16 protein-coding genes and 1 tRNA gene are annotated in these 12,241 nt (G+C 66.7%); 15 read left to right on the plus strand and 2 right to left on the minus strand.

What is annotated here, in order from left to right; translation table 11 throughout:
- Window positions 1–106: 106 nt before the first annotated feature.
- Complete coding sequence (locus tag VF329_04260; GenBank protein ID HEX7080206.1) at window positions 107–235, minus strand: hypothetical protein; 129 nt, start codon at window positions 233–235, stop codon at window positions 107–109.
- Between the two features lie 225 nt (window positions 236–460).
- Between VF329_04260 and VF329_04265 the strand changes: the two genes are divergently transcribed.
- From VF329_04265 to VF329_04300, 8 genes are all read left to right on the plus strand, one after another.
- Window positions 461–820 carry a hypothetical protein gene (locus tag VF329_04265; GenBank protein ID HEX7080207.1) on the plus strand — a complete coding sequence of 120 codons (360 nt, stop codon included), beginning with the start codon at window positions 461–463 and terminating at the stop codon, window positions 818–820.
- A gap of 85 nt (window positions 821–905) precedes the next feature.
- On the plus strand, window positions 906–1,286 hold the full coding sequence (locus tag VF329_04270; protein ID HEX7080208.1) for a hypothetical protein: 381 nt from the start codon (window positions 906–908) through the stop codon (window positions 1,284–1,286).
- A gap of 60 nt (window positions 1,287–1,346) precedes the next feature.
- The gene (locus VF329_04275; GenBank protein ID HEX7080209.1) at window positions 1,347–1,613 is read left to right on the plus strand and encodes a hypothetical protein; all 267 of its coding nucleotides are present in this window, start codon (window positions 1,347–1,349) and stop codon (window positions 1,611–1,613) included.
- 185 nt (window positions 1,614–1,798) lie between these two features.
- A complete protein-coding gene (locus tag VF329_04280) occupies window positions 1,799–2,017 on the plus strand; it encodes a hypothetical protein (GenBank protein ID HEX7080210.1) in 219 nt (72 codons plus the stop codon).
- 59 nt (window positions 2,018–2,076) lie between these two features.
- A complete protein-coding gene (locus VF329_04285; protein ID HEX7080211.1) occupies window positions 2,077–2,289 on the plus strand; it encodes a hypothetical protein in 213 nt (70 codons plus the stop codon).
- A gap of 50 nt (window positions 2,290–2,339) precedes the next feature.
- Window positions 2,340–3,386 carry a hypothetical protein gene (locus VF329_04290; GenBank protein ID HEX7080212.1) on the plus strand — a complete coding sequence of 349 codons (1,047 nt, stop codon included), beginning with the start codon at window positions 2,340–2,342 and terminating at the stop codon, window positions 3,384–3,386.
- Between the two features lie 93 nt (window positions 3,387–3,479).
- Entirely contained in the window at window positions 3,480–3,650 is a 171-nt protein-coding gene (locus VF329_04295) for a ribbon-helix-helix domain-containing protein (protein ID HEX7080213.1), read from the plus strand.
- On the plus strand, window positions 3,647–5,251 hold the full coding sequence (locus VF329_04300; GenBank protein HEX7080214.1) for a recombinase family protein: 1,605 nt from the start codon (window positions 3,647–3,649) through the stop codon (window positions 5,249–5,251). Before VF329_04295 ends, VF329_04300 begins: the two co-directional genes overlap by 4 nt.
- Here VF329_04300 and VF329_04305 read toward each other — a convergent pair.
- A tRNA-Leu gene (locus tag VF329_04305) sits at window positions 5,230–5,316 on the minus strand. The two genes, VF329_04300 and VF329_04305, sit on opposite strands and share 22 nt — an antisense overlap.
- A 138-nt stretch (window positions 5,317–5,454) precedes the next feature.
- Here VF329_04305 and rnr point away from each other — a divergent pair.
- From rnr to dnaB, 7 genes are all read left to right on the plus strand, one after another.
- The gene (gene rnr / locus VF329_04310; protein HEX7080215.1) at window positions 5,455–7,677 is read left to right on the plus strand and encodes a ribonuclease R; all 2,223 of its coding nucleotides are present in this window, start codon (window positions 5,455–5,457) and stop codon (window positions 7,675–7,677) included.
- A gap of 12 nt (window positions 7,678–7,689) precedes the next feature.
- On the plus strand, window positions 7,690–8,439 hold the full coding sequence (gene rlmB, locus VF329_04315) for a 23S rRNA (guanosine(2251)-2'-O)-methyltransferase RlmB (protein HEX7080216.1): 750 nt from the start codon (window positions 7,690–7,692) through the stop codon (window positions 8,437–8,439).
- Window positions 8,440–8,713: 274 nt separating this feature from the next.
- Window positions 8,714–9,193 carry a 30S ribosomal protein S6 gene (gene rpsF / locus VF329_04320; protein ID HEX7080217.1) on the plus strand — a complete coding sequence of 160 codons (480 nt, stop codon included), beginning with the start codon at window positions 8,714–8,716 and terminating at the stop codon, window positions 9,191–9,193.
- A gap of 27 nt (window positions 9,194–9,220) precedes the next feature.
- Window positions 9,221–9,445, plus strand: coding sequence for a 30S ribosomal protein S18 (gene rpsR / locus VF329_04325; GenBank protein HEX7080218.1), 225 nt, complete (start codon window positions 9,221–9,223; stop codon window positions 9,443–9,445).
- Between the two features lie 124 nt (window positions 9,446–9,569).
- Window positions 9,570–10,445 (plus strand): hypothetical protein, encoded by an 876-nt coding sequence (locus VF329_04330; GenBank protein HEX7080219.1) that lies wholly within the window; start codon window positions 9,570–9,572, stop codon window positions 10,443–10,445.
- A 15-nt stretch (window positions 10,446–10,460) separates the two neighbouring features.
- Window positions 10,461–10,922, plus strand: a complete 462-nt coding sequence (gene rplI / locus VF329_04335) for a 50S ribosomal protein L9 (protein ID HEX7080220.1) — start codon at window positions 10,461–10,463, stop codon at window positions 10,920–10,922.
- 53 nt (window positions 10,923–10,975) lie between these two features.
- Window positions 10,976–12,241 (plus strand): replicative DNA helicase (gene dnaB, locus VF329_04340; GenBank protein HEX7080221.1); only part of this gene is annotated, 1,266 nt, incomplete at its 3' end.

The following is a 12,241-nucleotide window of genomic DNA, read 5'->3' on the forward strand; positions in this document are numbered from 1 at the left end:
ATGTGCAATCTATTGGTATTGCACGTCTTCTCGGGTGGGCAACTAGACATCCCCAGAGCGCGCAGGAGCCAGCATTGAGCCGGCTATACCGCGCCGCTGTCGTCGTTCAGATCACGGCGCCGCTCTGGCTCACGGCCGCCGCATGGGTGCTCTCGTGAACGCGTACGGAGAGCACACGATCGACGACCCGGCACCGGAACGGCTGGAGGACCGCGTACAGCGCTGTGAGGCGCACGAGCCGGACGGCTCACGGTGCCGCACGCTCACCTTGCACGATCGGTGCTGGAGACACCGGCGGCAAGCGTACCAGCGGGAGACGGAGCAGTGAGCGCACACGGCACGGCAAGTGTCGCAAACCCGTCTCGGCAATCGCGACCCCGGCGCCCGTGACTATGCTGATATACTTAGGGATATCAGCAATTTACGGAATGTTTACCTACATGGAGACGGGTAGTTAGCCATGCGTCGAGACCGCCGTAACGCGACCCTACCCGCCAAGTGGACACCGGCCTTTGTCGAGAGGCTGGACCTACGGCGGACCGAGCACCGGGAGCTGATGAGGCAGTACACGCAGCTGCTCACGGACGCGACCGGTGGGGAGCCGAGCGAGGCACAGGATATGCTCGCGAGGCGCGCTGTGTGGCTCTCATGGCGCATATCGCGAATCGAGCATGGCGAGGATACGGCGAGCACGCGCGAGTACACGGCGCTGCTACAGCAGCTTGTGACGTACCTCAAAGCACTTGGGATCGAGCGCCAGTCTCGGCCGGTATTCGATATCGACGACTACTCGGCGATCGTGAACGGAGGCCAGCCATGAGGCCGAGGCTGCCATTTTCGTTTTCGTTTCGGCGCGGGTACGCACACGCGGCCGACAACAAAAAATTCAGCGCCAGGAGCCGGGCATGAACACGAAGCAGCGCATTCTCGAATTGGTCTCGACCGGGAGCACGCTTCGACTTGCGTCGGGAGCCTGCGGGCTGGAGCCGGCGGAGGCTGCGGAGTTGTTGCGCACGGATGAGCGGTTCCGCCGCGCGGTGCGAGCGGCGCGGTATTCGGTATTGGCGGCTGCGGCGGCGAAGGTGGCCGCGTCGAAAGACTCGCGCTCGGCGCGGTGGATGCTCGAGGTCGCGCCGGAGAGTCGTGACGAGTATCGGCAGGAGTCGGCCGGCGGCCGGCTCGAAGTGGTCATCAACATTGATCGCGGCGGTACCGGCGGTGTCGAGCCGTTGGTGATCGAGCAGCCGGCGCGGGAGCGGATCGGACATGACGACGATCAGCGTTAAAACAGCGCACGCGCCGAGGCCGCTGAAGAATCCGCCGCCTTCACCGATCCGGACGGGCTGATGGACGCCGAGACGTACCGCGCCGAGATACTGGACGCGCTCACCGGTGAGGTGGGGCCGTTCGAGCGGTTGATTGCCGATCTCGCGGCGCACGAGCTCGTGATGCGGCATCGTGTCGAGACGTTTGTTGCGGCGCTCGAGGTGGCGGGCGCCGATGTGCTGCGCTTCCCGATCGGCTTGGAGCGTGCGCGGCTCGCGAAGTCGATCGAGGCGAGGCTCAAGGTGCTGGGTCTCAGCCAGGCGCAGATTGTGAGGTTTTTGCATTGAGTTCGAGTCCGCGAGTGGTGTTCCTCCCGCCACCGACATGCGGACTCACAGCGCGGCACGTCGAGTGCGGCCGTCTCGTCGCGAGCGGGTTATTCCCGTGGTCGGCGGCTGTTCGTTCTCGCGTGCCTGCGCGACCTTTGAGCGGGAGAAGCGGGAGACGTATTTCACTTTCCACGGAGACGGATATGACAATTGATGAATTGACGGAGCGCGTCACCTTCGACGCGAAAAACGAGGCGAAGGACGTGTTTCGCGAGACGGACCTTCGTGCTCGGAGGCTAATGAGCGCCAACAGCCAGTTGGATTATGGCGCGGCCGTGAGAGCGGTTTTCAACGAGGACCGCGACTTGTGCGAGCTGTACGTGCGCACGACGCCGCCGCTGCACCACAACGGAGGTGCGTAATGGCGTTGCGAAGCCTGGACCCGAAAACGGGTTACACACGGCCGAAGTCTCGAAAGGACATGAGTCCCGACGAGCTGCACTACTTGGACGTGATCGTGCCGCGACGAAATGCCGAGCGCGCGAGGCTGGACGCGAAGTTCGCACGCGAGCGCGATCTCGATCTTGTTTATCAGAGCATGACCGAGGGTCACGTGACACCGGAGGCCGTCGCGAAGCATCGCGGGTGGACTGTCGAGAAAGCGCGGTTTTTGTTGAACGGCGCAAAGGCGTAACCAGACGGGGAGCGGTCGGAGGGCCGCTCCCTTTTCTGCGGGAGATAAAAATGGATTTGAAAGACGTTGTGCTGTTTCGCAGCGGAGTTTGGAATGGCCTCGAAGTAGACGAGGCGATGCTCGACGACATTGCGGCGAATTTCTCGCTGCTGTCGGCGGTGCATCGAGTGCCGTTGAAACTCGGCCACAAGGGCAAGGCCAAGGAGCAATTGGCCGACGACGGGACTGGCCTCGAGCAGCCGGCGCTTGGGTTCGCGGAGAACGTGCGGCGTGTCGGCGACAAGCTGCTGGCGGACTTTCGCGATGTGCCCGGCATCGTGAAGGACGCAATCAAGAAGCGGCTCTACTCCGGCTTGAGTATCGAATTGCTGCGCGGCGTGAAGTTTCAGGGCAAGGTGCTCGGCAATGTGTTGGACGCCGTTGCGTTGCTCGGTGCATCACAACCCGCTGTTTCGGGCTTGAAGGACTTGGCGACGTACTTGGCGAGCCGCGAGTGTTTCGAGGACGCGGGCGAGCGGCTGTCGTTCGAGTTCAGCGATGAGCCGGAGAAGCCGGGCATCGACGAGGCGAAGGTTGCCGAGATGATCCGAGCGGCCGTCGATCCGCTGAAGGCCGAGAACGACGAGTTGCGTAAGCAGCTCGACGCGGAGAAAGCGAAGGCGGCGAAGTTCGAGGCCGACTTGGGCGAGAGTCGCGCGGCCGAGGTGAAGCAACGCAGAGCCAAGGCCGAGGCGATCATCGAACGCGCGGTAAAGGACAATCGAATCCTCCCGGCGCAGCGCGAAACGTTCGAGCGGTTGTTCAATCTCGACGACGACGCAACCGTGATGCGAGACGGACTGTTGGACGAGCTGGAGCGCGCCTTCTCCGGAGCGACCTCGCTCGCGTTCACCACGGTCGAGGTGGCATGGAGCGATCCGAGCGCGTTCGAGCGCGAGCGGGATGTTTTCGCCGAGATCGAGCGGCGAGTGAGAGTCGTGCAAGCCAAACAAGGCCTGGCCTACAAAGAGGCGCTGTCCCAAGTCTTCGCGGCTGACCCTCAGCTACAGCGCGAATGGCTCGACACCACGCCGCCGGAGCACGTAAGGGCCGGATAAGTCTCTGACGCGCTGTGCGTTTCTGTCCGTTGCGGCTCATGCCAGTATGGACGTACAATTGCATATGAGAGTACTGGACTGGAGCCGCAACAAATGAGACCCGGAAAGAAACGCATCGCGCTCGACCTGACGGCAGAGCAAGGCGAGAAGCTGGTACGGCTGTCGGCGGTCACGCGCATCCCGCAGCAAGTGCTGCTGCGCGAGGCCGCAGACGATCTATTCAAGAAGTACCGACGCACGCTCGCGAAGGGGAAGCGATCATGACCCGCGTCGCGCTGTACGCGCGTTACTCGACGGACCAACAAGACGCCACTTCGATCGAGCGGCAGGTATCGAACTGCGAAGCACTCGCCGAGCGCGAAGGGTTCCATGTCGCGTTCACGTTTCAGGATGAGGCCGGCAAGGGGCAGGATAACGACCGGCCGGGCTACCGCGAGCTGCTGAAGTGTTTGGAGCGCGGCGACGTGCAAGGCGTCATATGCGACGCGCTCGACAGGCTTTCGCGTAGCGAGGCGGAACTGCACCGGCTCGCGGACGTGCTGGAGTTCGGCGATCAGTTCATTGTCACGGCCGAAGGCGACGACTCGAGAAGCGGCGAGTCGTTCCGGTGGCTGTTAGCGGTGAAGGCGACGGCTGCCGCGCAGGAGCGGCGCAAGATCGCGTATCGCACGTATGGCTCGCTTCGAGAGCGGCACAAGGCGGGACGATCGGCCGGCGGCAAAATCTACGGCTACACGTCGGAGCCGACACCGGACGGTTACCGGCGCCGCGTTATTGATCCGGAGCAAGCGTCGATCGTGCGCGAAATCTTCGAGCGGTATGTTGACGGCGAATCACCGAAAGCCATTGCACGCGATCTGAACGCGCGCGGCGTACCCTCACCGGGGAGTTACTGGAGCCTCAAGGCGCGGCGCTCGGATCATTGGACGCATACCACGCTGACAGGCTCCGAGTCGAAGGCGTCGGGTATCTTGCGCAATCCGATCTACACCGGCCGCGCGACGTGGAACAAGCGGAAAGGGAAGTACCGGCCTGGCACGAAGCAGCGCATTCAGTTGAAGCGGCCCGAGGATCAATGGAGCACAGTCGAGATACCGGAGCTGCGCATCGTCACGGATGAGCAGTTCAAGGCCGCGCAGGAGCGGTTGCGGCTGGCCAAGCTTCGCGTGGCACCGAAAGGACCGCGACGCCCGCGCGGACGGCCGGCCCGCTACCTGCTGTCGGGTATCCTCAAGTGCGGCTCGTGCGGCTCGAACTACATCATTGCCAACGGCCGGAGCTTCACATGCTCGGCGAAGACGAACGGCGGACACTGCGACCACAAGCGATACATCGTGCGCGAGCGTGTCGAGCGCGAAGTGCTCTCGGGCATCAAGGACGATCTGCTGAGTCCCGATCTGCTCCGGGAAGCCGGTAAGCGTATCCAGGCCAAGCTCCGCGAGCGCAACCGCAACGCGAAGCAGTCGGCCGGCGAGGTGCGAGGCTTGCGGCTGCGGCTCAAGGAGCTCGACGGCGAGATAGCGCGCGTCGTGGACGCCATCACCCAAGCCGGCATGTCGGATGCGCTCAAGCGCAAGCTGGCGACGCTCGAGCGCGAGCAAGCGAACGCCAAGAAGCGGCTCGCCGAGCACGTGACGCGCAGCGCGAAGCTGCCGGACATTCTGCCGCAGCTCGGCGAGAAGTGGCGCGCGTTCGTTGCCGACCTGCAACACGCGCAAGGTGATATCGAGCCGGCGCGAAAGGCGTTGAAAGAGCTTTTGGGGCCCGTAATCGTCACCGAAGAAAACGGTAAGGTTTTCGCGACGATGCGGCTAGGTCCTGAGTATGTAAACGCCCTATTTCATGGTGCCGAGGAGAGGACTTGAACCTCCACGGGGTTTCCCCCACTGGCACCTGAAGCCAGCGCGTCTACCAGTTCCGCCACCTCGGCCGGGGGCAGGAAGGCGCAGAAATGTACTCACCCCGCCTCGGACCTGTCAAACGGCATTCGCCGGCCGGAAGCGGATTCGTTATAAGATTCTGTTCCAATGGATGACATGACCCACCCGATGCGCCGGATTCCGTCCTGATGGCGCGACGAGAGCGGCACGAGCGGGACGACCGCGAGCGCCGATACGAGCACCCGATTCCCAGCCGCGACGAGATTTGCTCGGCGATGGAGCAGGCGGAGGGGCCCATGACGCTCCAGGCGCTCGCTCGCCGCTTCGGGATCAAAGGAGACGCGCACAGCCGCGCGCTCGAGAACCGTCTGAAGGCGATGGTGCGCGACGGGCAGCTGATCCGTAACCGCGCCCGCGAGTTCTGCCTGACCCGCCGCCTCGACCTCGTGACGGGGGTCGTGCTCGCGCATCGGGACGGCTACGGATTCCTGCGGCCGGACGATGGCAGCGACGACGTGTATCTGCCGCCGCGGGACATGCGCGCGCTCTGGGACGGGGACCGGGTGGCCGTGCGCGTGAGCGAAGGCCGGCGCGGCCAGCGCGAGGGACGCGTCGTCGACGTGCTGGAGCGCGCGAAGACGACGCTGGTCGGGCACTTTCACACCGAGCGCGGCATCGACTACGTCCTCGAGGAAGGCGAGTCGCGAACCGAGGTGCTGATCGCGCGCGGCCAGCGCGGCGGCGCCCGGCCCGGCGATCTCGTGCACGTCGAGATCGTGCAGCATCCGACGGAGCACAGCCTCGCGATCGGTCGCGTGATCAAGGTCGTCGGGGGCCTCGACCAGCCCGGCATCGAGACGGAGGTCGCGATTCTCGCACACGGCATTCCGAGCGAATGGCCGGAGGCCGTGGTCGCTGCCGCGGAGGCGCTGCCGGATCACGTGCCGGCGCGCGCGAAGCGCGATCGCGAGGATCTGCGCTCCGTTCCGCTCGTGACGATCGACGGCGAGGACGCGAAGGACTTCGACGACGCGGTCTACTGCGAGCCGCACGGCGACGGCTGGAAGCTGCTCGTGGCGATCGCCGACGTGAGCCACTATGTGGAGCCGGGAACGGCGCTCGACCGCGAAGCGCAAGCGCGCGGCACCTCCGTCTATTTCCCGGATCGCGTCGTGCCGATGCTGCCCGAGGAGCTCTCGAACGGTCTTTGCTCGTTGAACCCGCACGTCGATCGACTGTGCTTCGCGTGCGAGATGATCGTGTCGTCGCAGGGGCAGGTGAAGCGGTCGCGGTTCTTCAGGGCGGTGATGCGCTCCGCGGCACGGCTGACGTACAAGGAGAGCGCGGCGCTCCTCGACGCCCCGAAGCCGCGCGGGCCTCACGCCAAGCTTCATCCCGGATTGCTGCATCTCCGCGACGTGTATCGAGCGTTCGCGCGCGCACGGCGAAGGCGGGGCTCCATCGATTTCGATCTGCCGGAGACCAAGATCGAGCTCGACGAGAACGGCAAGGTGCGGGCGATTCACCCGGTCGAGCGGCTCGAGACGCATCGGCTGATCGAGGAGTGCATGATCGCCGCGAACGTCGAGGCGGCGAAGCGCATTCGCAAGGCACACCTGCCGTCGCTCTATCGCGTGCACGAAGGCCCCGACGCGGAGAAGCTCGAGGAGCTCACGCTGTTCCTCGCGTCATTCGGGTTCAAGCTGCCGCCGCCCGGCAAGCTCACGCCGAAAGACATCGCGCGCGTCTTCGAGCACGTCGCGGGAAAGCCCGAGGCGGAGCTGGTCGAGACGGTCGTGCTCCGGTCGATGAAGCAGGCGCGCTACCAGCCCCGCAACGTCGGGCATTTCGGGCTCGGGCTCGGCGCCTACGCGCACTTCACGTCGCCGATTCGCCGCTATCCGGATCTGCTCGTGCATCGCGCGATCCGATGGTCGCTCGAGCACTCCTCGCCGAAGGGCTATCCGTACTCGCTGCCGGAGATGGAGCAGCTCGGCGAGCGCTGCTCGCGCGCCGAGCGACGTGCCGACGAGGCGGTCTGGGACGTCGAGGAGCAGCTCAAGTGCCTCTACATGAGCACGCGGGTCGGCGAGGACTTCCGCGTGATCGTGAGCGGGGTGGCGCCCTTCGGGCTGTTCGTCCGTGTGCCGGAGCTGAAGATCGACGGCCTCGTGCACGTCACGTCCCTGCCTCGCGACTACTATCATCGCGACCCCGCGGGCACGCGGCTGAGCGGGGAGCGCACCGGGGTCACGTACGGGCTCACCGATACGATGCACGTGCGTCTCGTGCGCGCGGACGTGGAGGAGCGCAAGATCGACTTCGTGCCGATCGAGCGCGCGGCTGCCGCGGAGGAGGCCGAGCCGGAGACGCGCCGCCGCCGCGCCGGGCTCCGGCGCCGTTCCCGCTAGGGCGGGGCGCCGGTGAGCACGCTCGTCTACGGATTGCACGCCGTTCGCGGCCTCCTCGCGAGCCGCCCCGAATCGATTCGCCGCGCGAAGGTCCAGAAGGGGGCGTCGACCGAGCGGCTCGGCGAGATCGAGGCGGCGCTCGAGTCCCTCGGGATCCAGGTCGAGCGCGTCGATCGCCGGGAGCTTGATCGATTGACCGGGGGCGGGACGCACCAGGGAGTGGTCGTCGAAGCGACGGCGGGCGGCGAGCTCCCGCTCGCGCAGTTCGAGGAGCTCGTCGTGACGCGCGGCAGCGCGTTGCGCGTGCTCGTGCTCGACGGGGTCGAAGATCCGCGCAACCTCGGCGCGTGCCTGCGGACCGCGGACGCGGCGGGAATCGACGCCGTCGTGGTGCCGCGGTCGCGCGCCGCGAAGCTCACGCCCGCGGCGGTGAAGGCGGCAACGGGCGCGGCGGAGACCGTGCCCGTGCTGCGCGCCCCGAATCTCGCGCGCGTCCTCCGCTGGATGAAAGCGGCCGGCGTGCGGCTCGTCGGCGCGGAGGCGGGCGGGCGGCCGCTGTTCGACACCGCGCTCGCGCCGCCGCTCGCGCTCGTGCTCGGCGGGGAGGGACGGGGGCTGCGGCCTCTCACGCGCGAGCTGTGCGACGAGCTCGTCGCGATCCCGATGCACGGCGCGGTCGAGAGCCTGAACGTTTCCGTCGCGGCCGCGGTGCTGATGTACGAGCTCGCGCGGCAGTCGCCGGTCGAGCGGCCGCGCCGCTGAGCGCGCGGAGCGTGCGTCACGAAAAAGGTGTCTGACACCTTTTCGGGGTCGGCGGCTCGTGGGATCCGATCGCCGGATTCGAGCGTCGCGCGTCGACGGCGGGCGGACGCCGTTGGCCGATGCATTGCTTGAGCTCCGCTCCGGGCTCGCGTAGGATGGCGCGCCCCGGCCGGAGAAGCGCTCCGGCCGATACAGGCTCCTTGCCTCACCGCGGTGGCGCTCGGCTTCGGCTCCGAGCGGCCGGTCGGGAGGCTGCCAAACCGAGAGGAGTTCGATGCGACACTACGAGATCGTGTTCTTGGTCCATCCGGACCAGAGCGAGCAAGTGCCCGCCATGATGGAGCGCTATCGAAGCATGATCGAGGGCGCCGGCGGCAAGATTCATCGCCAGGAAGACTGGGGGCGGCGACAGCTCGCGCATTCCATCGCGAAAGTTCACAAGGCGCACTACCTGCTGCTCAACATCGAGTGCGACAAGGCGACGCTCGACGAGCTGATCGGCGCGTTCCGCTTCAGCGACGCGGTGCTTCGCCATCTCGTGATCAAGCGCGACCGCGCGATCACGGAGCCGTCGCCGATGGCCAAGGCGCAGGAAGAGGAGAAGACCCGCGATTCGCAAGGAGCGGCGCGCGGCGGCCGCCAGCGTGACTCGGAGGAGGAAGGCGACGGCGGCCGGCCTGCGGCACGCTCGTCGTCGGCGAGCGAGGCCCCCGCGGAGCGGCGCGACGAGGGCGCGGCCGAGCGGGCCGAATAGCGGATTCGCGGGATCGAGGAGACAGTCATGGCACGTTATTTCCGGCGCAAGAAGTTTTGCCGCTTCACTGCGGAAGGCGTCGAGGAGATCGATTACAAGGATCTGCCGACGCTCAAGGCCTACATCACCGAGACGGGCAAGATCGTGCCGAGCCGGATCACCGGCACGCGCGCGCCGTACCAGCGTCAGCTCGCCACGGCCATCAAGCGGGCACGATATCTCGCGCTGCTGCCGTATACCGACCAGCACTGAGTCGCGCGATATCTCGCGTTGCTGCGGTAAACCGAGCCGCACTGACCGCGACGGCGGCGCGTAGCGCTCGCGGATCGCCAGGTCCCGAATCCACGCGTCATCGCCCGCCGCCGACGCGCACGCCATGAAGCTTTTCGTCGACTGGATCCTCGCGCGTCAGTACCGGCTCGTCCTCCTTGCTGTCGCGAGCGCGCCGTTCGTTCAGTGCGTGACGATGGCGCTGATCGCTCTAGAGACGTTGCGCCGCGGTGTCGCGCAGGGCGCTCTCGTGGCGGTTCTCGGCACCGCCTGCGTCACCGCCCTTGCGCTCGCCGGCGGCGCGAATGTCGCCGTGGTCGCCGCCATCACGGCCGTCGTCTTCGGGGCCGGGCTCGGCCTCGGTGCGCTCGTCCGCTGGACGGGCAGCCTCACGCTCGCGTTTCAGGCCGTCGTGCTGCTCACCGTCGCCGGCGTGCTGGTCGTCAGCTCGTTCGGGCCCGGAGGGGCGGATCTCCTCGCGCCCGTCCTGGAGCTGATGCTCGCGCTGTTGCGCGAGCGCGGCGCGACGGAGCAGCAGATCGATGCTTTCCGGGCGGCGGAGCCTTTGGTCCTCGGACTGCTGGCCGCCGCCGTCTTGACCGCGCTGCTGCTCGCGCTGTTTCTGGCGTACTGGTGGCGCGGACTCGCCGCCGGAGATTCCTTCTTCGGCCGCGAGTTTCGAAGCTTGCGCTTGAGCCGGGTGCTCGGGTTACCTGCCTCGGCTCTCGTGACGGCGGGTCTCGTGATCGATTGGCCACTGGTTCAGAACCTCGCGGCTCTGGCACTATTCGGGTTCCTGTTCCAAGGGGTCTCGGTCATGCACGCCTGGGCGCATGCGCGCCGGTGGCACGCGGCGCTCGTCGCGCCCGTGTACGTCCTGCTCGTCACGCCGCTGTCGGCGCTGATCGTGCTCGCGTTGAGCGCGGTCGGGTTAATGGATAATTGGTTCGATTTGCGCGCGCCGCTGCGCGCGCGCACGTGATCGGAGAACGACGTCATGCAAGTGATACTGCTGGAGAAGATCGACAACCTGGGCGGGATCGGCGACCTCGTGAAGGTGAAACCCGGGTATGCCCGCAACTACCTGATCCCCAAAGGCAAGGCCACGGTGGCCACGCCGGAGAACATCGCGAAGTTCGAGGAGCGCCGTGCGGATCTCGAGCAGCGCGCGGCGGCCGAGCTCGAGGCCGCGCGCGATCGCGCGGCGAAGATCGAGGGGCAGGTGCTGCGGATCAAGGCGCAGGCGGGCCCCGAAGGGAAGCTCTTCGGGTCGATCGGCACGCTCGACATCGCCGAGGCGTGCACGGCGCTCGGCGTCGAGGTGGAGCGCAGCGAGGTGAGGCTGCCGGAGGGGCCGATTCGCGTCGTCGGGGAGCACGAGGTCGAGCTCCACTTCCACAGCGACGTCAACGTCTGGATCACCGTCGTCGTCGAGTCGCCGGAACAGGTCGTGGAGTAGGCGGCCCGGCGCCCGCGAGATGACGACTCGCGACGCACGGTCGGGCGCCGCCCATGGCTGAGCGGGCCGGCGGCCTGGGCCGCCGCGCGGCCGAGAGGCTGCGCCTTCCGCCGCACTCGGTCGAGGCCGAGCGGTCCCTGCTCGGGGGCCTCATGCTCGACCAGCGCGCATGGGATCAGATCGCCGATGCGGTGGATGCCGCCGATTTCTATCGGGCCGACCACAGGCTGATCTTCGAGGCGATCCGCGCGCTCGTCGAGCGCGACCAGCCCCCGGACGCGATCACGGTCAGCGAGATCCTCGAGCGGCAGGGAGAGCTCGAGGCGGCGGGCGGCGTCGACTACCTCGCCCAGCTCGTCGAGGAAACGCCGAGCGCCGCGAACATCCGAGCGTATGCGCAGATCGTGCGGGAGCGCGCGATGCTGCGGGAGCTCATCCAGATCGGCGGCGACATCGCCGCGAGCGCCCACGACGACGAAGGCCGCTCCGTCGCGGAGCTCGTCGACTTGGCCGAGCAGCGCGTGTTCGAGATCGCCGACCGCGGTCAGCGGCGCGGCTCCGGTTTCGTCGCGCTGAAGCACATCCTGCCGAAGACGATCGACCGGCTGGACGTGCTGAGCCACTCCGAAGGCGACATCACCGGCATCTCCACCGGTTTCACGGATATGGACCGGATGACCGCCGGCCTGCAGCGCGGCGAGCTGATCATCATTGCCGGCCGCCCGTCGATGGGAAAGACGACGTTCGCGATGAACATCGCGGAGAACGCGGCCATCGGCGCGAACGTCCCGGTCGCGGTCTTCAGCATGGAGATGTCCGCGGAGCAGCTCAGCTTCCGCATGATCGGCTCGATCGGCCGCGTGAATCAGCAGCACCTGCGCACCGGCAGACTGACCGACGAGGATTGGTCGCGGATCGAGTCGGCCGTGTCGATGATGTCGAACGCGCCGATCTTCATCGACGACAGCGCAGGCCTCACGCCGACGGACGTGCGCGCGCGGGCCCGCCGGCTGAAGCGCGAGCACGGCCTCGGTCTCGTCGTCGTCGATTATCTGCAGCTCATGCAGGTCGCGGGCACGACGGAGAACCGCGCCACCGAAATCTCGGAGATCTCGCGCGGTCTGAAGGCGCTCGCGAAGGAGCTCGATGTGCCGGTGATCGCGCTGTCGCAGCTCAATCGAAGCGTCGAGCAGCGCACGGATAAGAAGCCGGTGATGTCTGATTTGAGAGAAAGCGGGGCCATCGAGCAGGATGCCGACATCATCGTGTTCATCTACCGTGAGGAGGTATATGAGCCCGATACGCCGCGGAAGGGAATT

The organism is Gammaproteobacteria bacterium (genome assembly GCA_036381015.1).
In the GTDB taxonomy this organism is placed as follows: Bacteria; Pseudomonadota; Gammaproteobacteria; order Steroidobacterales; family Rariloculaceae; genus ZC4RG20.

What these genes read in the sequence shown, in the direction of transcription:
- VF329_04265 (HEX7080207.1), top strand. Translation starts at nt 461, where the DNA reads ATGCGTCGAGACCGCCGTAACGCGACCCTACCCGCCAAGTGGACACCG.
- VF329_04270 (HEX7080208.1), top strand. Translation starts at nt 906, where the DNA reads ATGAACACGAAGCAGCGCATTCTCGAATTGGTCTCGACCGGGAGCACG.
- VF329_04275 (HEX7080209.1), top strand. Translation starts at nt 1,347, where the DNA reads ATGGACGCCGAGACGTACCGCGCCGAGATACTGGACGCGCTCACCGGT.
- VF329_04280 (HEX7080210.1), top strand. Translation starts at nt 1,799, where the DNA reads ATGACAATTGATGAATTGACGGAGCGCGTCACCTTCGACGCGAAAAAC.
- VF329_04285 (HEX7080211.1), top strand. Translation starts at nt 2,077, where the DNA reads ATGAGTCCCGACGAGCTGCACTACTTGGACGTGATCGTGCCGCGACGA.
- VF329_04290 (HEX7080212.1), top strand. Translation starts at nt 2,340, where the DNA reads ATGGATTTGAAAGACGTTGTGCTGTTTCGCAGCGGAGTTTGGAATGGC.
- VF329_04295 (HEX7080213.1), top strand. Translation starts at nt 3,480, where the DNA reads ATGAGACCCGGAAAGAAACGCATCGCGCTCGACCTGACGGCAGAGCAA.
- VF329_04300 (HEX7080214.1), top strand. Translation starts at nt 3,647, where the DNA reads ATGACCCGCGTCGCGCTGTACGCGCGTTACTCGACGGACCAACAAGAC.
- rnr (HEX7080215.1), top strand. Translation starts at nt 5,455, where the DNA reads ATGGCGCGACGAGAGCGGCACGAGCGGGACGACCGCGAGCGCCGATAC.
- rpsF (HEX7080217.1), top strand. Translation starts at nt 8,714, where the DNA reads ATGCGACACTACGAGATCGTGTTCTTGGTCCATCCGGACCAGAGCGAG.
- rpsR (HEX7080218.1), top strand. Translation starts at nt 9,221, where the DNA reads ATGGCACGTTATTTCCGGCGCAAGAAGTTTTGCCGCTTCACTGCGGAA.
- VF329_04330 (HEX7080219.1), top strand. Translation starts at nt 9,570, where the DNA reads ATGAAGCTTTTCGTCGACTGGATCCTCGCGCGTCAGTACCGGCTCGTC.
- rplI (HEX7080220.1), top strand. Translation starts at nt 10,461, where the DNA reads ATGCAAGTGATACTGCTGGAGAAGATCGACAACCTGGGCGGGATCGGC.